At 68.7% G+C, this 18926-nt stretch carries 20 protein-coding genes; 6 read left to right on the top strand and 14 right to left on the bottom strand.

Going from position 1 to position 18926, the window contains the following annotated elements; all coding sequences use genetic code 11:
• Window positions 1-93 precede the first annotated feature (93 nt).
• From CQ039_RS08830 to prmC, 3 genes are all read right to left on the bottom strand, one after another.
• Window positions 94-1449, bottom strand: coding sequence for an ATP-binding protein (locus tag CQ039_RS08830; protein WP_158255994.1), 1356 nt, complete (start codon window positions 1447-1449; stop codon window positions 94-96).
• Between the two features lie 82 nt (window positions 1450-1531).
• Complete coding sequence (locus CQ039_RS08825; RefSeq protein ID WP_105563213.1) at window positions 1532-2518, bottom strand: DUF4167 domain-containing protein; 987 nt, start codon at window positions 2516-2518, stop codon at window positions 1532-1534.
• A gap of 282 nt (window positions 2519-2800) precedes the next feature.
• Window positions 2801-3697 (bottom strand): peptide chain release factor N(5)-glutamine methyltransferase, encoded by an 897-nt coding sequence (gene prmC, locus CQ039_RS08820; protein ID WP_105563214.1) that lies wholly within the window; start codon window positions 3695-3697, stop codon window positions 2801-2803.
• 78 nt (window positions 3698-3775) lie between these two features.
• On the opposite strand from prmC, the gene CQ039_RS08815 reads away from it, so the two are divergent.
• Entirely contained in the window at window positions 3776-5011 is a 1236-nt protein-coding gene (locus CQ039_RS08815; RefSeq protein WP_233190193.1) for a YihY/virulence factor BrkB family protein, read from the top strand.
• A 165-nt stretch (window positions 5012-5176) separates the two neighbouring features.
• Here the strand turns inward: CQ039_RS08815 and prfA are convergent, their stop codons facing one another.
• Entirely contained in the window at window positions 5177-6244 is a 1068-nt protein-coding gene (gene prfA / locus CQ039_RS08810; RefSeq protein WP_105563216.1) for a peptide chain release factor 1, read from the bottom strand.
• Between the two features lie 187 nt (window positions 6245-6431).
• Here prfA and CQ039_RS08805 point away from each other — a divergent pair, with 187 nt between their 5' ends.
• The gene (locus tag CQ039_RS08805) at window positions 6432-7040 is read left to right on the top strand and encodes a response regulator (RefSeq protein ID WP_105563217.1); all 609 of its coding nucleotides are present in this window, start codon (window positions 6432-6434) and stop codon (window positions 7038-7040) included.
• Window positions 7041-7099: 59 nt separating this feature from the next.
• Window positions 7100-7882: a sulfite exporter TauE/SafE family protein gene (locus CQ039_RS08800; RefSeq protein ID WP_105563218.1), complete on the top strand. Its 783-nt coding sequence runs from the start codon at window positions 7100-7102 to the stop codon at window positions 7880-7882.
• Between the two features lie 56 nt (window positions 7883-7938).
• Here the strand turns inward: CQ039_RS08800 and CQ039_RS08795 are convergent, their stop codons facing one another.
• The 8 genes from CQ039_RS08795 to CQ039_RS08760 form a co-directional block, all read right to left on the bottom strand.
• The gene (locus tag CQ039_RS08795; protein WP_105563219.1) at window positions 7939-8493 is read right to left on the bottom strand and encodes a hypothetical protein; all 555 of its coding nucleotides are present in this window, start codon (window positions 8491-8493) and stop codon (window positions 7939-7941) included.
• Window positions 8490-8954 (bottom strand): translation initiation factor 2, encoded by a 465-nt coding sequence (locus CQ039_RS08790; protein ID WP_105563220.1) that lies wholly within the window; start codon window positions 8952-8954, stop codon window positions 8490-8492. Before CQ039_RS08790 ends, CQ039_RS08795 begins: the two co-directional genes overlap by 4 nt.
• Before the next feature lie 117 nt (window positions 8955-9071).
• On the bottom strand, window positions 9072-9668 hold the full coding sequence (locus CQ039_RS08785) for a glutathione S-transferase N-terminal domain-containing protein (protein ID WP_105563245.1): 597 nt from the start codon (window positions 9666-9668) through the stop codon (window positions 9072-9074).
• Between the two features lie 4 nt (window positions 9669-9672).
• Window positions 9673-10536, bottom strand: coding sequence for an alpha/beta hydrolase (locus tag CQ039_RS08780; RefSeq protein WP_105563221.1), 864 nt, complete (start codon window positions 10534-10536; stop codon window positions 9673-9675).
• Between the two features lie 58 nt (window positions 10537-10594).
• Window positions 10595-11728 carry a flavodoxin-dependent (E)-4-hydroxy-3-methylbut-2-enyl-diphosphate synthase gene (ispG, locus tag CQ039_RS08775; protein WP_105563246.1) on the bottom strand — a complete coding sequence of 378 codons (1134 nt, stop codon included), beginning with the start codon at window positions 11726-11728 and terminating at the stop codon, window positions 10595-10597.
• Between the two features lie 64 nt (window positions 11729-11792).
• On the bottom strand, window positions 11793-12845 hold the full coding sequence (locus tag CQ039_RS08770; RefSeq protein WP_105563222.1) for a RodZ family helix-turn-helix domain-containing protein: 1053 nt from the start codon (window positions 12843-12845) through the stop codon (window positions 11793-11795).
• A 102-nt stretch (window positions 12846-12947) separates the two neighbouring features.
• A complete protein-coding gene (gene ptsP / locus CQ039_RS08765; RefSeq protein WP_233194706.1) occupies window positions 12948-15152 on the bottom strand; it encodes a phosphoenolpyruvate--protein phosphotransferase in 2205 nt (734 codons plus the stop codon).
• Window positions 15153-15280: 128 nt separating this feature from the next.
• Window positions 15281-16555: an aspartate kinase gene (locus CQ039_RS08760; protein WP_105563224.1), complete on the bottom strand. Its 1275-nt coding sequence runs from the start codon at window positions 16553-16555 to the stop codon at window positions 15281-15283.
• On the opposite strand from CQ039_RS08760, the gene CQ039_RS16890 reads away from it, so the two are divergent.
• The 3 genes from CQ039_RS16890 to CQ039_RS08750 are packed head-to-tail and all read left to right on the top strand — an operon-like array spanning window position 16503 to window position 17972.
• Window positions 16503-16625 (top strand): hypothetical protein, encoded by a 123-nt coding sequence (locus tag CQ039_RS16890; RefSeq protein WP_255413100.1) that lies wholly within the window; start codon window positions 16503-16505, stop codon window positions 16623-16625. The two genes, CQ039_RS08760 and CQ039_RS16890, sit on opposite strands and share 53 nt — an antisense overlap.
• Window positions 16612-17430: a bifunctional 2-polyprenyl-6-hydroxyphenol methylase/3-demethylubiquinol 3-O-methyltransferase UbiG gene (gene ubiG, locus CQ039_RS08755; protein WP_105563247.1), complete on the top strand. Its 819-nt coding sequence runs from the start codon at window positions 16612-16614 to the stop codon at window positions 17428-17430. The genes CQ039_RS16890 and ubiG overlap by 14 nt, the downstream gene beginning before the upstream one ends.
• Window positions 17427-17972 (top strand): AAA family ATPase, encoded by a 546-nt coding sequence (locus CQ039_RS08750; RefSeq protein ID WP_105563225.1) that lies wholly within the window; start codon window positions 17427-17429, stop codon window positions 17970-17972. The genes ubiG and CQ039_RS08750 overlap by 4 nt, the downstream gene beginning before the upstream one ends.
• Here the strand turns inward: CQ039_RS08750 and CQ039_RS08745 are convergent.
• Window positions 17959-18492: a GNAT family N-acetyltransferase gene (locus CQ039_RS08745; protein ID WP_105563226.1), complete on the bottom strand. Its 534-nt coding sequence runs from the start codon at window positions 18490-18492 to the stop codon at window positions 17959-17961. The genes CQ039_RS08750 and CQ039_RS08745 overlap by 14 nt on opposite strands.
• The gene (locus CQ039_RS08740; RefSeq protein ID WP_105563227.1) at window positions 18447-18926 is read right to left on the bottom strand and encodes a DUF6265 family protein; all 480 of its coding nucleotides are present in this window, start codon (window positions 18924-18926) and stop codon (window positions 18447-18449) included. Before CQ039_RS08740 ends, CQ039_RS08745 begins: the two co-directional genes overlap by 46 nt.

Here is an 18926-nt window from a genome sequence, read left to right as displayed (position 1 = left end):
CACACAGGGTTGAAAAGCCCCTCGCCCCCTAGGAAGCCCTCTCGGCGCGCCGCGTCAACCCCGGCAGGCGGCGACAGCGTTCGCCCGACCGCGTCAGGCGGCGTTCGCGCCAGCATCCCCGCACGCGCCTGGGGCCTCGACATCCGGCGTCAGCGCCCGCGACAAGGCCTGGGCCAGGGCCGGGATCTGCAGGGGCTTGGTCAGGTATTCGAGGAAGCCCGCCTCTCGCCCGCGCCGGATATCGGCGAAGGCGGCGCTGGCCGACAGGGCCAGGACGGGAAGGTCGCGCGTCAGCGGATCTTCGGCCAGCCGCGCCTTGACCTCGAACCCGTCCATGCCCGGCAGGTTGATGTCCAGGATGACGACGTCGGGTCGCAGGTCGCGGGCCAGGGCCAGACCCTCCGGCCCCGTTTCGGCGACATGCAGCCGCATCCCGCCCAGGGCGGTGATCACATGGCGCATCAGGGCGATGTTGGACGGATTGTCCTCGACATAGAGCAGGGTCGCCTCAGGCAGGGTCATCGTCGGCGCGAACGAAGCCGTCACTGTCCGGGGCGCCTCTGTCGCGACCGGCAGGCGGACAGTGAAGACCGCCCCTTCACCCTCGCGACTGTCGCCGCCCAACTGTCCGCCCATGGCCTCGATCAGACGCCGCGCCACGGCCAGGCCCAGGCCCGCGCCCGGCACCTCCGAGGCTTCGCGCCCCAGACGATTGAAGGGCTGGAACAGGCCGTCCATACGCGCGGCGGGCAGGCCGGGCCCGGTGTCATGGACGCTGAGGCTGACCCCCTCGGCCGATTGACGCGCCTCGATCAACACCACGCCGCCGGGGCGATTGTATTTGACGGCGTTGGCGACCAGGGCGGTCAGCACCTGACGCAGGCGCTCGCGATCCGCCAGGGCCGCCAGACCCGCCACGGGCGGCGGCTCGCGCAATTCGATCCCCGCCGCCTCAGCCATGGGGCGCAGGGTCTCGCAGACCTGTCGCGCGACCAGCAGGGGATCGACGCGCTCCACATTCAAGGCCAGCCGCCCACCCTCGATGTCGGCCAGGTTCAGCACCTCGTCGACCAGGGTCAGCAGCCGGGCGCCGGCGGCGCGGATCTGCTCCAGAGCCTGATGCTGGCGATGGGTCAGGGGCTCGTGCGCCTCGTTCATCCGCATCAGGTCGGAAAAGCCGATGACGGCGTTGAGCGGAGTGCGCAGTTCGTGGCTCATGCTGGCCAGAAACTCGGTCTTGGCCCTATGCGCCGCCTCGACCTGGGCTGCCTGACCCTCGGCGACGGCCAGGGCGGTCTGAAGCTCACGCGCGCGCTGCTCGGTCCGCGCCTCCAGCGTGGCGTTCAACCGCCGCAAGGTCGCCGCCTCGCGCCTGGCCCTGATCGCGAGCCTTATCCCCGCCCAGCAGCCGGACAAGGCCAGAGCGACCACCACCAGAACGAGTTCCATTGCACGTCCTCCCGATAGATCGAGAATGACGCCCATAGATTGCGGTTATGTAAATATACGCGCTAAAGTTGCGCGCCGACGATCAGCCCTCGTCGGCGGCGGGTTCGACCTTGCGACGCGGCGCGCGGCGTTTGGGCGCCGGAGCCTCGTCCGAGATCTCGGCCTCATCCGAAGCGGGGGCTGCAGGACGCGTCAGGAAGCCGGGCAGGCCCATGCCGTCGCTGACTTCGCCGTCGGCGGGCGCTTCGGCCGGGGCGCGTTCAGTACGCGGACGGCGCGGAGCGCGGGCCGGGCGGGCCTCGACCTCTGCGGCGGCAGGCGCAGGTTCGTCAGCGACAGGTTCGACGGCGGCGTCAGGAGCGTATTCAGCCTCAGCCAGGGCGCGGGCTTCGTCCTCGGGCGTGGCCTCGCCGGCCTCGAAGCGACGGTTGCGTTCCTCGCGGCGACGCTCCCAGCGCTCGCGGCGGGTTTCGCGGCGACCGCCTTCGCGGTCACCCTCGGCGCGCGGCTCACGGTCGCCCTCGGCGCGCGGCTCACGCGGTTCGCGCGGTTCACGATCACGGTCGCGATTGTTGTCGCGATCCCGGTTGTAGTCGCGGTCCCGATCACGGTTGTTGTCGCGATTGGCGTCGCGTTCAGCGCGCTCGGCCTGACGACGGGCCTCGTCCTCGGCCTTCTGCTGCTCGGCGGCGGCGGCGGCGATAATGGCGGCGGCCTGAGCGCCCGACTCGTCCTCGAAGTCGATGTCGAAGCCTTGGCCGGCCAGTTCGCGCTGGGCGATCTCGCTGACCGGACGTTGCGGCTGCAGGGCGCGCAGGACGCGGAAATAGTGTTCGGCGTGCTGGGTGTAGTTCTCGGCCAGGACGCGGTCGCCAGCGGCCGAGGCGTCGCGCGCCAGCTGCATGTAGCGCTCATAGACGGTCTGGGCATTGCCCCGGACCTTGATGTTCTCGGGGCCCTGCGAATCCCACGACCGGTTCGGATTGGTGGCGTTGGCGTTGTTGCCGCCGCCGCTGCCGGGCTTCCGGTTGCGTCCGCGCTGACGCTTCATGCCCTTGAAATCTCTCATCGGAGCTTACCGTGCTGGTGCGGGCCGCCGTCGTTCAAGGACGGGCAGGACCCAGTTCGTCGTTCCGTTCGGTCGGGGCCAATCCCCGTATCGATGTGCTCGGAAAACCGTTCGTCGCCCTGTGGTCCGCCGGACCAAGCCGGTCCGACCGTCACTGGCCCAGACGCGCTTGAACGAGCAAACCTGCCCGAAAAGGATGCGTTTGAGTGGGAGACGAAAAAGGACTTAGCGCGCGCTGAAGCGGTTTCCAAGGCTTTTATTGCGCCTGCCCTTCGACCCCGATCAGGCCTCGGGGATAGGATCGACGCGCGGGTCAGGGCCGTTGGTGACGACGCGGTCACGCTCGCCCAGGTCCTTGACCACCTTGACGCCCGTAAAGCCCGCCGCCTCGAACAGCGCCTTGACCGCCTCGCCCTGATCCCAGCCGATCTCGACCGCAAAGACGCCCTCGGGGCGCAGGATGCGGGCGATTTCCGGGGCCAGATCGCGATAGGGCTGCAGGCCGTCGGGGCCGCCGTCCAGCGCCAGATGCGGGTCATGCTCGCGCACCTCCGGGTCCAGCCCCGCGATGTCGCTGGTCGGGATATAGGGCGGGTTGGACACCACCAGGTCGAAGCTGTCGTCGGCGAAACCCGTGGCCCACTCGGTGCGGATAAAGGTGCAGCGGTCGTTCAGATCCAGATTGGCGGCGTTCTCGCGCGCCACGGCGATGGCTTCGGTCGAGATGTCGGTCCCGACGCCGCGCGCGCCGGGGCGCTCAACCAGGGTGGCCAGAAGAATAGCGCCCGAGCCGGTGCCGAGGTCGATAAAGTCGAAGGCGCGTTGCGGCGCAAAGGCGCGGACGATGACGTCCAGCAGGGTTTCGGTGTCCGGGCGGGGGCTGAGCACGTCGGGGGTGACGTTCAGCATGATCTTCCAGAAGCCCTTCTTGCCCAGGATGCGCGACACCGGCTCGCGCTTCAGGCGACGCGCCACCATGGCCTCCAGGGCGGCGAACTTGTCGGCGTCGATGACGCGGTAGGGATCGGTCAGAATGTCGACGCGGCCTGCGCCGGTCGCCGCCTCCAGCAACAGGCGGGCGTCGATCGACGGGCTGTCGATGCCGGCGGCTTTGAACTGGGCTTGCGCGCCCTTCCAGGCGGTGAGCAGGGTCGGGGCGGCGGGGGCGTTTTCGGACATGATCGCTGATTGGCCCCTGCGGCGGGCGATTTCAAGACGGAACGCAGTCGGAGCGTGGCCGTTGAGGGGCGGATGGGGATGCAGAACCTTCTGAAACGCGCGCCGCGTCGGCGCGGAAACGGCGGCGCGCTCTGGCGCTATCTGGGCGCGGCGGCGGGCGGACTGGCTGCGGGCGCCACGGCGGCGCACCTGCTCTATACCCAGGGCCACAAGTACGGCGTCGAGTTGCGGCCCAAGCGGCCCGAGCCCCTGCCCCCGCGCGATCCCACGCCCGAGGACTATGACGCCGAGGAGCCCGGCCGCGGACGGCTGGCGCAGCACCCGACCCATATCCCGCGCAAGGGCTGGATCGACATCGCCTGGCGCACGGGCATGGGCTATTTCGGCGACCGGGTCGGCTTCGTCGCCGGGGGCGTGACCTTCTTCATGCTGCTGGCCCTGTTCCCGACGCTCGGCGCCTTCGTCACCATCTATGGCCTGTTCGCCGATCCGGCCGACGCCTGGAACCAGCTCAGCTTCCTTTATGAAGTGCTGCCCTCGAACGTGGCCCAGTTCCTTGGCGCCGAGATGACGCGACTAGCGGGCGGCTCGACTGGGCAACTGACCTTCACCCTGGTCTGGACCCTGGCCCTGTCGCTGATGGCGGCCAATGGCGGGGTGAAGACCCTCTTCTATGGGCTGAACCTCGCCTATCACGAGGTCGAGCGACGCAACATCCTGACCTACAACCTGCTCTGTATGGGGGTCACCGTCTCGGGCCTGCTGGCGGTGTTGCTCAGCTCGGCCCTGGTGGTCGGCGTGCCTGTGGTTCTGTCGGTCTTCGGCCTGGAGGAGGAATGGGCCCATCTGGCGCCGCTACGCTGGCCCCTGCTCTATCTCGGCTATGTCGCGGCCCTGGCCCTGATCTATCGAATCGGGCCGTGCCGGGCGCGGGCGCGCTGGCGCTGGCTGACACCAGGCGCCCTGTTCGCGGCGGCGCTGAGCCTGCTGGTGTCCTTCCTGTTCAGCTGGTTCCTGAGCAACTTCGTCCGCACCGACTCCTACGGCCCCCTGGCGGCGGCCATGGGCTTCCTGCTGTGGACCTGGTTCTCGGTGCAGGTGATCCTGATGGGGGCGCGGCTGAACGCCGAGATCGAGCATCAGACCGCCATAGACACCACCACCGGTGCGCCCCTGCCGATCGGCGAGCGCGGCGCGATCATGGCGGATTCGGTCGGCCCGCGTCGGGGCAATCCGGCGGCCCTGGCCTTTACGCTGAAATACGCCGAGGCCCTGGGCGACCGGGTGCTGAAGCGGCGCGTCAAACGCAGATAATGCTGCAGCTCTCCCTCCCCTTCATGGGGAGGGAGGTCGCGCAGCGACCGGGTGGGGAGGGCGAGGTGATCCTGGCCTCGGCGCTTGATTGGCCTTGCCGCCCCCACCCGTATTCGCCCTTCGGGCTCAGCCACCCTCCCCATAAAGGGGAGGGAGAATTCGTTGTCAGCCGAACTCGGCTTCCAGATCAGCCAGGCGAGCCGCCTGATCCTCGGCGATCAGGGCGTTCAGCAGGGGGTCGATGTCGCCTTCCATGATCTGGGGCAGGCTGTGCAGGGTCAGGTTGATGCGGTGATCGCTGACCCGGCCTTGCGGATAGTTGTAGGTGCGGATGCGTTCCGACCGGTCCCCGGAGCCGACCTGCGACTTGCGCGTATCGGATCGGGCCAGGTCCTTGGCCTGACGCTGCATGTCATAGAGGCGCACGCGCAGGTTCTTCATCGCCTTGTCGCGGTTGACGTGCTGGGACTTCTCCGACGACGTCACCATGATGCCGGTGGGCAGGTGGGTGATGCGCACCGCGGAATCGGTCGTATTGACGTGCTGGCCGCCCGAGCCCGACGAACGATAGGTGTCGATGCGGATATCCTTGTCGTGGATTTCGATCTCCACGTCCTCGACCTCGGGCAGGACCGCGACCGTCGCCGCCGAGGTGTGGATGCGCCCTTGCGACTCGGTCGCCGGCACCCGCTGGACCCGGTGCACGCCGCTCTCGAACTTCAGTCGGCCGAACACGCCTTCGCCCGTGACGGTGGCGATGACTTCCTTGTAGCCGCCCGCGTCGCCCTCGGTCAGGCTGTCGATCTCGACCCGCCAGCCGCGCGTGGAGGCGTAGCGCGAATACATGCGGAACAGGTCGCCAGCGAAGATGGCCGCCTCGTCCCCACCGGTCCCGGCGCGCACTTCCAGCACGGCCGAGGCGTTTTCATCGGCGTCACGCGGGGCCAGCAGCAGGGCGACCTCGCGCTCCAGCTCCGGCAGGCGTGCGTTCAGGGCCTCCAGTTCGTCGGCGGCCATGGCGGCCATTTCAGGGTCCGAAGCCATGGCCTGCAGGTCCTCGGCCTCGGCACGGGCGCGGGCCAGGGTCTGCACGGCGTCGGCCACCGGCTTCAGCTCGGCATGCTCTTTCGACAGACGCACGATCTCGGCGCCGTCCGACGCCGCGCCCATGCGGGCCTCCACCTGATGGAAGCGGTCGAGCACCTGATCGAGCCGAGCCTGGGGCAGTCGCAATGGAGCGTCCTTCGAAGGAAAAATCGAGCGCGGAGCCTTACCCGCCGGACCGCTCCCTGTCGATGAAAAGGCCCGAACACGCGCAGATGGAGCGATTGTGAACAGTCGTCACAAGCCCGTCAGGGCGGTTTCTTCGCACCTGCAAACACCCTAGCTCCACCTGGGCTGAAACTGACAGGAGACAGGCATGTTCGATGGAAACGCGGATTCCAGCGTCGGGGCGGACGCCAATGTGGCGCGGCTCTGCGCCCTCTACGACGGCTTGCTGGAGCGCCCGGACGCCACCGTGTCCGCTGAAGCCGAAACCGAGCTGAAGGCTCTGGCCAAGATCTTCGACCTGGACGCAGAACGCCCCGCCGCCGAACTCTGGCCCTATCTGCGCGCCGTCCTGGTGCGTCAGGCGCCGGCTGAAACTCCCGCCGCCGCGCCCCAGGTCGAACCCCTGACCGTGCTTCTGGTCGAGGACGACGCCGAAGCCGCCGCCGCCCTGACCGAGGCGCTGGACGCCGCCGGACACCGGATCGTCGGCCCCTTCCACAGCGCCGAAGCCGCCGAGGCCGCCACGGCCCTGCACCCCATCGACGCGGCCCTGCTGGACATCAACCTGTCCGGCGAGGCCACCGGCGTCGATCTGGCCCGCAGCCTCAAGGCGCGCTGGGGCACCCCGGTCATCTTCCTGTCGGGCGACGTTAGCGCAGCCGCCGCCAACGCCGAACTGGCCGCCGCCATGGTCATCAAGCCCTATACGGGCCGCGACGTGCTGGACGCCTTGGCGCGACTGGAGCCCGCCGCCTGATCCGCCATTGCCAAGTCAGTCGAGCGGTGCGCCTGATGCGGGCCAAGGCTGAGGGCTGAATGGATACTTTTTTCCTGTTCCTGCTGGTGGGCGTTCTGGCCCAGGCGGTCGATGGCGCCCTGGGCATGGCCTATGGCGTCATCTCGTCCTCTGTGCTGCTGGCCTTCGGCGTGCCGCCGGCCACGGCCTCGGCCAGCGTCCACGCAGCCGAGGTCTTCACCACCGCCGCCTCGGCGGGCAGTCACGCCTGGCACCGGAATGTCGAGTGGCGGCTGTTTCTGCCGCTGGCCATCGCCGGGGTGATCGGCGGGGTGCTGGGCGCCTATGTCCTGACCGGGATCGACGGCGCAATGATCAAGCCCTTCATCATCGCCTATCTGGCCCTGATCGGCGCCTGGATTCTGTGGCGTGCGGGGCATGACGTGCCGCATCGCCATCTGCCCGCCTGGATCACCGCCCCGCTGGGCGTGGTCGGCGGCTTCCTCGACGCCGTGGGCGGCGGCGGTTGGGGGCCGACCGTGTCTTCGACCATGGTCGGCGCCGGTCACGATCCGCGCAAGGCCATCGGCACGGTCAACACCGCCGAATTCTTCCTGACCGTCGCCATCTCGGCCACCTTCGTCTGGGCCCTGGTGACGGGTCACTGGGAAGAGGCCGGGGCGCTGGAAAACCATGCCGCCGCCGTCGCCGGACTGGTGGTCGGCGGCCTGATCGCCGCGCCCTTCGCGGGGTTGATCGTCAAAAAGGTGCCGCGCAAGGGGCTGGCCTATGCGGTCGGCTTCCTGCTGCTTTTCCTCGCCGCCTTCCAGGGCGCCCAGTTGGCGGGACTGATCGGCCGATAGCCAAAGGGCGGGACCGGCCTGCGCCCGTCCCGCCCCCTGCCTGCCGTCTCGACCGATCAGCGCGCGACGTGAGCGCGGAAGCGTTCGATGAAGGCCTTGATGTTTTCACGGACGGCGTACTCGTTGGCGAGACGCAGACGTTCCGTCGCCATCAGGGACTCGCCCATCTTGGCGGTGCCGGTCGCCGCCACCGTTTCGTCGAACACCAGACGCCCCGAGGCGTCGGTCACCGAGTAGCGCACGCGGCTGGTCACCGACAGGTCGAGGCCGGCCAGGGGCTGCTTCAGTTCCAGCATGGCCGCCGTCAACGACAGGGGCGCGCTGTCCGTCGCTCCCAGGTAGCCGGTCGCCTTGAGCGAGCTTTCCAACGCCTGGCGGAAGTCGCCGCTGGCGACCTCGGACCACAGCAGGGGGTTGGTCTCCGTGCCGCCCGAGACGTTGACGATCTTCACCGCTTGATAGCCCACGTCCCCGGCCTTGGCCGCACTCACGCTGGAGGGCAGGACGGTCATGGCCTCGGGACGGGCCGCCGAGGCGCAGGCGCCCAGCGACAACAGGCCCAGGGACATCACGGCGACGACGGCGCGGCGGATCACGACGGCGCGGCTCACGGCTGGGCCTGCGGGGCAGGAGCGGCGACTGCGGCGGCCTGGGCCGTCGCTGCACCTTCGGTTTCCAGCGTCACAATCAGCGGGTTCGGCGTCAGGTCGTTCAGGGCGCCCGAGGTGGCGTCCACGCCAGCGCCGATCAGACCGCCGACCAGGATATTGCCGGCCATAGCCGCCCCGCCGCCGCCCGACATGCGGCTTTCGATCGAATGGGTCTGCGCCGCATAGCCCTCGCGCGCGATGGTCACGGTAAAGGCATCCTTGCGCGGCATGCGGAAGGTGCAGGGCGTGGCCTCGCACGAGAACCCGTTCGAGGTCGAGGCGCGCGCGCCGGGCGGGCTGCTCTCGATGACGAATTCCTGGGTGGTGCCGCGCGTGATGGTGGCGCAGGCTGGCAGGCTGACGCTCAAGCCCGCAAGCGTCAGGGCTTGCACGGCCAGCCGTGCATGGCGTTTGGAAATCATGACGATCCCTAAGAGGATACGGTCCAGCCCCCCCGGCTGACCTTCCGCCTGTCTGGCATCACGTCGTTCGACCGTCAATCACGAACGCGTGACATCCCCAACCGCCTGCAGCAGCGGTCAGACCGGCGCAGTCGCCTGGAAACTGGGCCTCTTTTCCAGCGCGGTCTGAAGCGCGACCAGGTTGGGGCGGCCGGTCTTCCAGTCGTAGTCGGGGTGACGGAAGCTGATCCAGCTGACGGCGATCCCGGCGCTCAGCACGGCCATGTTGAAATCCTCGGCGTCGGGCGCAGCCGCTTCCAGCGCATCAAGCGCGCGCCCCATGTTGAAGGTCCACCGCTCCATCCACGTCGGCGAGCGCTCCTGCTCGGGGCGGCGCTTCTCCAGCACCAGCTTGACGCCCATTTCCAGCGTGGCGTTGGCCAGGGTCTCCAGACGCTTGATACGCAGCCACTCAGCCTCCTCGGCGGGCAGCAGGCGCGGGCCGAAGCCGATGGCGTCGAGATACTGGCAGATGACCGGGCTGTCGGTCAGGGGCAGGCCATCCTCGGCGATCAGGGTCGGCACCTGCACCACGGGATTGGTGGCCAGCAGTTCCGGCGCATTGGCGTAGGGATCGACCGCGATTTCCTCGATCCGCTCGGACAACCCCTTCTCGCGGGCGACGATACGGACCTTGCGGGCGAAGGGCGACGGGGTGGTGATGTAAAGCTTCATGATCTCAGCGACGCTCAATGGTGACGCCCTCGGGCGCGGTCAGGGCATCCAGCCGGGCTTGCGCCGCCGCATCGCCCAGAGCGTGCGCGCGCATGAAATCAACCGTCGTGGCGGCCATCAGCTCAAAGTCGGCAGGGTCGGCGTTGCCGATGAAGCCGTGATCGCCGCCCGCGAAGGTCATCAGCATCTTGTCGCCCCTCGGGCTGGCGTCGAAAGCCGCCCGGTGGTCGCGGGGGTCGGTGACGAAGCCCTGCACCAGATCGGCGTCGCCCGTGACGATCAGCACCGGGGCGGCGACCGTGGCGTAGGTTGAGGGGCTGACCAAACCCGGCACCACGCCGGGCGTCGAGATGGCGATTACCGCCTTGACCGCCGGATCGCCCAGCGGCCCGGCGACGCTGACCGCGCCCGCCGACATCAGAGAATCGAAGGACCCGAAGGAATGGCCGGCGGCGATCATCGGCTTGGCCAGATAGGTCGCCTGCGCATAGCCGCGCACCACCGCCATATCGACGATCCGGCTCATGACGAAGCTGCGTTGGTCGCCCTCGGCGTGGCGGGGATGCTGCAACGAGTCCGTATGCATCGGCGCGATGACGGTGAAGCCGCGATCGGTCCAGTATTTGATGATGCGATGATAACGGGCCGGGTCGCTGTTCCAGCCGTGACTGAAGACGATCACCGCCTGCTCGTCCGCCGCCGCCCAGACGCTGAGGTCGATGGCGCGGCCGTCAGGGGCTTGCAGGGCGACATGGGTCGCCGGCGTTGCGGCCGTCGCGGTCACGGCGGCCTGCGCCAGAACCGGGCTCGCGGCAACGCTCCCGAGCGACAAAGCCAAGACAGACGTCAGCGCGATGCGACGGATCATGATGTTCCCCAACCCAGTATCCGGCCTGACTAGCGCAGCCGTTCGAAGCGGAACAGGGCTATTCCGCCGCCTTGCGCGCCGCGTCCAGTTCGGCGGCCTTGGCCTCGACCAGTTCGACGATGTGGTCGATCATGCCCTCATTGGCCTGCTTCCCAGCGATCTTGCCGTTCAGATAGACCATGCCCGCGCCCTTGCCGCCGCCGGTGAAGCCGACGTCGGTATAGAGGGCCTCGCCCGGTCCGTTGACGACGCAGCCGATGATCGACAGCGACATGGCCGTCGAGACGTGGGCCAGCTTCTCTTCCAGGATCGCCACCGTCTCGATGACGTTGAAACCCTGCCGCGCGCAGGACGGACAGGCGATGATGTTCACCCCCCGGTGACGCAGGCCCAGGGATTTCAGGATGTCGAAACCGACCTTGATCTCTTCGACCGGGTCGGCGGCCAGGGAGACGCGGATGGTGTCGCCGATGCCGGCCCACAGCATGTTGCCCATGCCTATGGCCGACTTGATCGTGCCGGTGCGCAGGGGTCCGGCCTCGGTCACGCCCAAATGCAGCGGGCAATCGATGGCCTCGGCCAACTGCTGATAGGCGGCGACCGTCAGGAAGGGGTCGGACGCCTTCACCGAGATCTTGAACTCGTGGAAGTCCAGGTCCTGCAGGATGCGGGCGTGGTTCAGCGCGCTTTCCACCATCGCATCGGGACAGGGCTCGCCGTATTTTTCCAGCAACTCCTTCTCCAGCGAGCCGGCGTTGACGCCGATGCGCATGGAGCAACCGTGGTCGCGCGCGGCCTGAACGACCTCCTTCACCCGGTCCATCGAGCCGATGTTGCCGGGGTTGATGCGCAGGCAGGCGGCGCCCGCCTGAGCGGCCTCGATGCCGCGTTTGTAGTGGAAGTGGATGTCGGCCACGAGCGGCACGCGGGCCTCGCGCGCGATGGTCTTGAAGGCGGCCGTCGACTCCACGTCCGGGCAGGAGACGCGGACGATGTCGGCCCCGGCCTCCTCCAGCTGACGGATCTGCGTCAGCGTCGCCGCCGCGTCAGTCGTCGGGGTGTTGGTCATCGACTGGACGCTGATCGGGGCGTCGCCGCCGACCGGGACCGAGCCGACCATGATCTGGCGGCTTTTGCGGCGCTCGATGTGGCGCCAGGGACGGATGTGGCCGAGTTCGGAATGGTCGCTCATGTCGCGCGGAACATAGGCGAGGAACGACGGCAAAACCACGACATCAGTCGCAGCCCGCGACGATTCATCCCGCAGGCGGGGCCGCCGGAGCGGCGACAGGGGGTGGGGCGGCGGCCAGTGCAGCCGCCGCCTGGGCGGCGCGCGCGCGAGCCTGGGCTTCGGCCGCAGCGGCGGCGCGGGCTTCCGACTGGCGAGCCTCGGCCTGGGCGCGGTTGTTCAAGGTTCCGAGCGGCGACTGGGGCGCAGGCAGGGCGCCGCTATGCTCGCCGTTCAGATAGACGTCGAAGGCCGTCGGGTCCGACACGTCCACCGTGGCCGAGACGCTCGGCGGCGCACGCCAGGCCTCGCCTACCCCCAGCTGACGCGCAAACAGGATACGACCGTCGCCCTGGCGCACGACCAGGGTGGCCGGCTTGCGGGCCTGAAGGGTGACCACGGAGGTGGTGGCCGATGCGCCATAGACGGCGCCGCGCGGGTTAAAGGCGGCTTGAACCGGGGGCGCAGGCGGCGGCGCAGCATTGGGATCGTCGGGATCGACGCCGGTCAGCTGGGCTTCCAGGCCAGGCGTGATGTAGAGCGCCGGGGTGGTCTGGTCCGGCGGGGCCGCACGCGGCGCGCCCAGATAGAGGGCGCGCTCGACCTCGGAGTCAGCCTCCTTGGCCCAGTTCTTGGGCACGCCGACCAGATCGGACGGATGCGGCGGCTCGATGCGGACCACGCGCTGAAACACATTCCAGCCGATCACGGCCACGATCAACACGCCGAGCGCCGCCAGAATCTTGGGCGAGGTGCGGCGCATCTGCTGCAGGGCGGCGCCGGTCGGGGCCTGAAGCGGCACGGCGGCTTCGGGGAACTCGCGCTTGAAACGCTCAACGGCGGTCAGTTCGTCTAGACCCAGGGCGCCGGCGTAGGCCCGGACATAGCCCATGGAGAAGATGCGCGACGGCAGGACCGAAAACTCGTTCTGCTCCAGCGCCGTCAGGTAGCGCGGATGCACCCGCGTCATGGTCGACAGCTGGGCCATGGAGCGGCCCGAAGCGAGACGGGCGGCGCGCAGGGCCTCGCCCAGCGTCTCGGCGTCCTCGAGGGACGGCGCGTTCTGCCGATCCTGATCCATGCGGGGTTCCGTCCGTGCGGACGCGACGGCGCCCTCCCCTTCGCTTAGACGAGGCGCTTGATGCGGGCAACGCGGGAAAGCAGCCCCGCTTCAGTCTATGGCTCAGACGATGACGTTCAGCTTGCGCGCCAGGGACTCGATCTCGCCGCGCACAGACCCGGCCGAGGAACCGAGCAGGACGGCCATGCCGCGCCGCGCCGCAGGCAGGTCGACCGACAGGATCATCCGTTTGACCGGCCCCACCCCCCCGGCCGGGGCGGACAGTCGCGTATAACCCAGGGTGATCAGGGCGAAGGCTTCCAGCGGACGCCCGGCCAGTTCACCGCAGACCGAGACCGGCGTGGCGCTGTCGGCGCACTTCTGCTGGATCTCGGCCAGGGCCCTCAGGGCCGGCGGCGACAGGGGATCATACCGGTCCGACACCAGAGGATTGGTCCGGTCGGCGGCGAACATGTACTGCAGCAGGTCGTTGGTGCCGATCGAGACGAAGTCGGTCAACGGCAACAGGGCGTCCAGGTGCCACAACAGGCTGGGGCATTCGATCATGGCCCCGACGCGCAGTAGGGACGGCAGGGGCCGTCCGCGCCGCCGCGCCCAGTCGCACTCGACATCGACCAGTTCACGCGCGGCGCGGAACTCGTCCACCGTGGCGATCATGGGGAACATGACGCGCAGCTCGCGCCCGGCGGCGGCGGCCAGCAGCGCCCGCACCTGCATCCGCAGCAGAGCCGGGCGATCCAGACCCAGACGGATTGCGCGCCGCCCCAGAGCGGGGTTCTCCTCCCGCTCGTTGTCGAGATAGGGCAGGACCTTGTCGCCGCCGATGTCCAGGGTGCGGAAGGTGACCGGGCGGTCCCCAGCGGCGTCCAGCACCAGCTTGTAGAGGGCCGTCTGGGCGTCCAGACGCGGCAGTTCGTCCGAAACCATGAACTGGAACTCGGTGCGGAACAGGCCGATGCCCTCGGCCCCGGTCGCGTCCAGATTTTCCAGATCCACCGCCAGACCAGCATTGGTCAGGACGGTGATGCGCGTGCCATCCCTGGTGACGGCAGGGGTGTCGCGCAGCAGGTCGAATTCAGCGCGGCGCTGCTCGCGCACGGCCATGCGGGTCTGAACCGCCGCCAGCATGTCGGGACGGGGGCGCAGATAGGCCTCGCCCGTCTCGCCGTCGACGATGACCTGGTCGCCCTCGGACAGACGGTCGCGCAGGCCTTGCAGACGGCCCACGCAGGGGATCTGCAGGGCGCGGGCGACGATGGCGGCGTGGCTGGCGGCCGAGCCTTCTTCCAGCAGCAGGCCGCGCAGCTTGTGGCGCGGATACTCCAGCAGGTCGGCGGGGCCGAGATTTCGGGCCACCAGGATGGCGTCGTCGGGCAGGTCGCGCTGGCCGGGATTGTCGCCGGCCAGCACCCGCAGCAGACGGTTGGCCAGGTCCTCGAAGTCGTGCAGCCGCTCGCGGATATAGGGGTCGCGAGCCTTGGCGAAGCGGGCGCGGTGTTCGTTGCGGACCCGATCCACGGCCGCCTCGGCGGTCAGGCCCGAACGCACCGCCTCTTCCAGAGACCGGTTCCAGCCCCGGTCGTCGGCGAACATCCGATAGGTCTCCAGAACCTCGAATGAGGTCCCGCCCAGCTTGCTCTGCCCGCCTTCCAGCATGGCGTCGATGCCGGCTTTCAGCGTCGACAGGGCCTCGGCCAGACGCCGCTCCTCGGCGGCCGGGTCGTCGGACAGCAGTTGCTCGGGGGCCAGGGGCGCCTCGTGCTGGACGACGACGCCATAGGCCAGGCCTTCGGCGAACTTCTGGCCCTTCAGCCGCTCGGGTCGGTGGGGCGCCACCTCGACGTCGCGCAGTTCGTCCTGGGCCAGAAGCTCGCCCGAGGCGACCGTCTCGGCCAGGACCATGGCGATGGTCTGGATGTCCTCGACCTCTTCCTCGTCATAGCGACGGGCGGCGCGGTTCTGGACGACCAGAACCCCGATGGCCCGACCGCCGCGCAGAAGCGGCGCGCCGAGGAAGGCGTGGAAGGGGTCTTCGCCGGTTTCCGGGCGATAGGAGAAGCTGGGGTGGGACGGCGCGTCCGACAGGCTGATCGGCTGGGCCAGCCGGGCCACCTCGCCGACCAGACCCTCGCCTGGCCGCAGCCGGGTATTGTGGACGGCCTCGGGGTTCAGGCCCTGGGTGGCGAACAGTTCCAGCTCGCCTGAGGCGCGGCGCAAATAGATGGAGCAGACTTCGGCGACCATGGACTGGGCGATGGTGCGCACCACCATGTCGAGCCGGTCCTGCGCCGGGCCGCCGCCGGCCATGGCTTCGCGGATCTGGCGCAGGAGGTTGCGAGGCCCCCTCGTCGTCAATCCGCCCTTCACCATGTCGCCTCCCGCCTGGCCGCCCGTCGATCAGCCCACTGACCAGATAGGACGGCGTTGCTGTTTTCCTATAGGGCGTCCAGCCCGTAGGCCGAATGCAGCGCGCGCACGGCCAGTTCGGAATAGGCGTCCTCGATCAGGACGCTGATCTTGATTTCGGACGTCGAGATGGCCTGGAACTTGACGCCCTTGTCGGCCAAGGCCCTAAACATAGTCTGGGCCACGCCCGCATGGCTGCGCATGCCGACGCCGATGACCGAGATCTTGGCCACGTCGGCGTCGATGCGCAGTTCCTCAAAGCCCAGCTCGGCCTTGGCGGCGGTCATCATCTCGGCGGCGCGCTGGGCGTCGCGACGGCCCGTGGTGAAGGTCAGGTTGACCGCGCCCTCGGTGCGGGCCTGGCTCTGCACGATCATGTCCACATTGACGTTGGCCTCGGCCAGACGCGTGAAGACGTCGGCGGGGGCGTCGGTGCGGTCCGCCAGACCCAGCAGCGTGATCCGGGCTTCGTCCCGGCTCATGGTCACGCCGGAAACGATGCGCTTTTCCACGATCTCATCCTCGTCACAAATCAGGGTGCCGGCGTTTTCCGGCAGATTTCCATTCTCATCCGGCTCGATGAAGCTGGACAGGACCCGAACCGGGACCTGCTTGGCCATGGCCAGTTCGACCGAGCGGGTCTGCAGCACCTTGGCACCCAGGGAGGCCATTTCCAGCATCTCCTCGTAGGAGACCTTTTCCAGGCGCCGCGCGCGGCTCTCGATGCGGGGGTCGGTCGTATAGACGCCGTCCACGTCGGTGTAGATGTCGCAAGGGGCGCCCAGCGCCGCCGCCACCGCCACCGCCGAGGTGTCGGAGCCGCCGCGCCCCAGGGTGGTGATGCGGCCGTCGCGGGTCACGCCCTGGAATCCGGGGACGACGGCGATCTGGCCGCTGTCGACAGCAGCGCCCAGGACATCGCCCGGCACGTCCTCGATGCGGGCGCGGCCGTGGGCGTCGTCGGTGATGATCGGGATCTGCCAGCCCATCCAACTGCGCGCGTTCAAGCCCATGTTGCGCAGGGTCAGGGCCAGAAGACCCGAGGTCACCTGCTCGCCCGAGGCGACCACCACGTCGTATTCGTCGTCGGACAGGGGCAATCCAGCGGCGGCCTGACCCGCGCCGTCGGTCCAGGCCACCAGCTCATTAGTCTTGCCGGCCATGGCGGAAACCACCACGGCGATCTGTTTGCCCTTGGCGGCCTCGGCGGCGATAATTCGCGCCGCACGACGAATACGTTCGAGGTCCCCCATGGAGGTCCCCCCGAACTTCATCACCAGTCGTGTCGTTTCGGGCCGCGTCATCGTGGCGTTTCGTCCCCTGCTTGCATGGGCGGCCAAGGCGGTTCATGCCTGCGGCCATGTCCGCTTCTAACGACAGCCTTGAGCCGCGCAAACCCCAAAGCGAAGAGGGTTTTTCACCCTTTGCAACCGATCGTGCCGAGGGGCCGAGCATTGATCCCGCCGATGTGGCGCGCTTTTCGGCCCAGGCGGCCGAATGGTGGGACCCGAAAGGGCCGTTCGCGCCCCTGCATCGGTTCAATCCGGCGCGGCTGAAATTCGTCCGCGACCGCGCCGCCGAACACTATGGCCGCGATGTTCGAGCGCGGTCGCCCTTCGTCGGTCTCAGCCTGATCGACATCGGCTGCGGCGGCGGCCTGATCGCCGAGCCGATGCGGCGCATGGGGTTTGAGGTCACGGCCCTGGACGCCTCGTCCGAGAATATCGGCACGGCCCGCGCCCACGCCGAACAGGTCGGGCTCGACATTACCTACCGCGCCGCCACCGTCGAGCAGATGGTCGAGGCGAACGCCGGCCCCTTCGACGTGGTCCTGACCATGGAGGTGATCGAGCACGTGGCCGATCCCGAGGCCTTCGTCCGCGCCTGCTCCAAACTGATCAAGCCCGGCGGCCTGATGATCGTCGCCACCCTGAACCGCACCTTGAAGGGCCTGCTGCTGGGCAAGTTCGCCGCCGAATACGTGCTGCGCTGGGTTCCCGCCGGCACTCACGACTGGCGCCAGTTTCTCAAGCCCGAGGAACTACGCGCCATGCTCGACGGCGAGCCCCTGAGCGTCACCGGCCCCTATGGCCTGGCCTATGACCCGCTCAACGACCGCTGGAGCGAGGGCGACGACGTGGGCATCAACTACATGATGATGGCGACGCGGCACGCATGACGACGCTCCGGCGCATCGTCGTCACCGGCGGGCCGGGCTCGGGCAAGACCAGCCTGATCGAGGCGCTGGCGGCGGCGGGCCATGCGACCTCGCCCGAAGCCGGCCGCGCCGTCATCCGTCGCCAGCAAGCCATCGACGGTCAGGCCCTGCCGTGGCGCGACCGCGCCCTGTTCGCCGAACTGATGCTGGATCGCGAACTGGAGGCCCACGCCCGGTTCGAGGGCGCGGCAGGGCCAGCCTTCTTCGACCGGGGAACGCCTGACGTGGTCGGCTACCTGACCCTGTGCGGCCAGCCGATCCCGGCCCATGTCGAGCGGGCGGCGCGCGACGTCCGCTACGACCGGCGCGTCTTCATCGCTCCCGTCTGGCCAGAGATTTTCGCTCAGGACGCCGAACGCAAACAGGATCTGGACGAGGCGCAGCGCACCTTCGACGCCATGACCGAGGTCTATCCACGCTTCGGTTATGAGCTGATCGAACTGCCGAAGGCGCCCGTCGCCGAGCGCCTCAGCTTTGTAATGAAGACGATCAGAGCGTTCTGATCATATAGCGGGCGTCGTCGCCGTAGCTGGCCAGTTTCTCGGCCATGCCGGGCGGGGTCTGGACGACAAAGCCATTGCGTTCCCAGAAGGCGGTCGCCTCGTTCACGGCGACCAGGGCGACCTCCTTCCAGCCCGCCGCCCTGGCCTGTTCAGCCAGTCGCTCGACGATGGGACGGGTGTAGCCGCCGCCGCGCGTATCGGGGTGGACGGCCAGATCGTGCAGATAGATGACCTCGGCGTCGGTCGGGACGGCGCCGATCAGGCTGTCCAGCGGCGGGGCGCTGTTGCGCTTCCACGGATAGGCCATCAGGTAGCCCATGACGATTCCGGCTTCGTCAGACAGGACGAAGCAGCCCTCGGGCGCCAGTTCCTGCCGCTCGGCGAAGCATTCGCGCGCTTCGAAATGATCGGGGAAGGACAGGCGGGCGACGCCGACGACGCCGTCGATGTCCTCGGGCGTCATCGGCCGCCAAGTCAGCTGGGGCAGCGCGCGTTCAGCTGCGCCTTGTTGAATGTCCATTCCGCACTCCGGGTCTCATCGTCATCCGCCCCTTCGATGCGGGCGGCCAGCACATCCCCCGTGCGTGAATAGATGATGCGGTGCGGAAAGTCGTTGGCGGGGTTGGCGAAAACCACCCGCTGCGGCCCACTTTCGATCAGGCGAAACGAGGTGGGCGCGGCCCCGCCCGGCTGGGCGACATAGGCCAGACCGCCCTCGGGCCCAGCATCAGGCATGGGTCCGATACGCGCGAACTCGAAGCCGCTGCGGCCATTGCGCACGGTCACGGTATGACCAACCAGAAGGCCCGCGCGCAGATCGCTCCAGGTCTCGGACGCCTCGCGCCCGCCAGAGCAGTCCAGCCAGTAGCCGGCCAGCCACGACAGGTCGGGGGCGGTCGAGGCCGACGTCGCCTGCAACAGAGCGGCGGCCATCAGGGCGGTCAGAACAGACAT

The organism is Brevundimonas sp. MYb52 (assembly GCF_002979535.1).
Taxonomy (GTDB): domain Bacteria; phylum Pseudomonadota; class Alphaproteobacteria; order Caulobacterales; family Caulobacteraceae; genus Brevundimonas.
Note: the sequence above shows the minus strand (reverse complement) of the source record. Positions and strands in the feature narration are given on the sequence as shown.

Coding starts and splice junctions, on each gene's coding strand:
- ispG (WP_105563246.1), bottom strand. CDS start 11,728: ATGAGCGACCATTCCGAACTCGGCCACATCCGTCCCTGGCGCCACATC.
- CQ039_RS08805 (WP_105563217.1), top strand. CDS start 6,432: ATGTTCGATGGAAACGCGGATTCCAGCGTCGGGGCGGACGCCAATGTG.
- CQ039_RS08830 (WP_158255994.1), bottom strand. CDS start 1,449: ATGGAACTCGTTCTGGTGGTGGTCGCTCTGGCCTTGTCCGGCTGCTGG.
- prmC (WP_105563214.1), bottom strand. CDS start 3,697: ATGTCCGAAAACGCCCCCGCCGCCCCGACCCTGCTCACCGCCTGGAAG.
- CQ039_RS08785 (WP_105563245.1), bottom strand. CDS start 9,668: ATGAAGCTTTACATCACCACCCCGTCGCCCTTCGCCCGCAAGGTCCGT.
- ptsP (WP_233194706.1), bottom strand. CDS start 15,152: ATGGCCGGCGGCGGCCCGGCGCAGGACCGGCTCGACATGGTGGTGCGC.
- CQ039_RS08750 (WP_105563225.1), top strand. CDS start 17,427: ATGACGACGCTCCGGCGCATCGTCGTCACCGGCGGGCCGGGCTCGGGC.
- CQ039_RS16890 (WP_255413100.1), top strand. CDS start 16,503: ATGGAGGTCCCCCCGAACTTCATCACCAGTCGTGTCGTTTCGGGCCGC.
- CQ039_RS08770 (WP_105563222.1), bottom strand. CDS start 12,845: ATGGATCAGGATCGGCAGAACGCGCCGTCCCTCGAGGACGCCGAGACG.
- CQ039_RS08800 (WP_105563218.1), top strand. CDS start 7,100: ATGGATACTTTTTTCCTGTTCCTGCTGGTGGGCGTTCTGGCCCAGGCG.
- ubiG (WP_105563247.1), top strand. CDS start 16,612: ATGTCCGCTTCTAACGACAGCCTTGAGCCGCGCAAACCCCAAAGCGAA.
- CQ039_RS08815 (WP_233190193.1), top strand. CDS start 3,776: ATGCAGAACCTTCTGAAACGCGCGCCGCGTCGGCGCGGAAACGGCGGC.
- CQ039_RS08740 (WP_105563227.1), bottom strand. CDS start 18,926: ATGTCTGTTCTGACCGCCCTGATGGCCGCCGCTCTGTTGCAGGCGACG.
- CQ039_RS08760 (WP_105563224.1), bottom strand. CDS start 16,555: ATGACGCGGCCCGAAACGACACGACTGGTGATGAAGTTCGGGGGGACC.
- CQ039_RS08790 (WP_105563220.1), bottom strand. CDS start 8,954: ATGATTTCCAAACGCCATGCACGGCTGGCCGTGCAAGCCCTGACGCTT.
- CQ039_RS08825 (WP_105563213.1), bottom strand. CDS start 2,518: ATGAGAGATTTCAAGGGCATGAAGCGTCAGCGCGGACGCAACCGGAAG.
- CQ039_RS08780 (WP_105563221.1), bottom strand. CDS start 10,536: ATGATCCGTCGCATCGCGCTGACGTCTGTCTTGGCTTTGTCGCTCGGG.
- CQ039_RS08745 (WP_105563226.1), bottom strand. CDS start 18,492: ATGGACATTCAACAAGGCGCAGCTGAACGCGCGCTGCCCCAGCTGACT.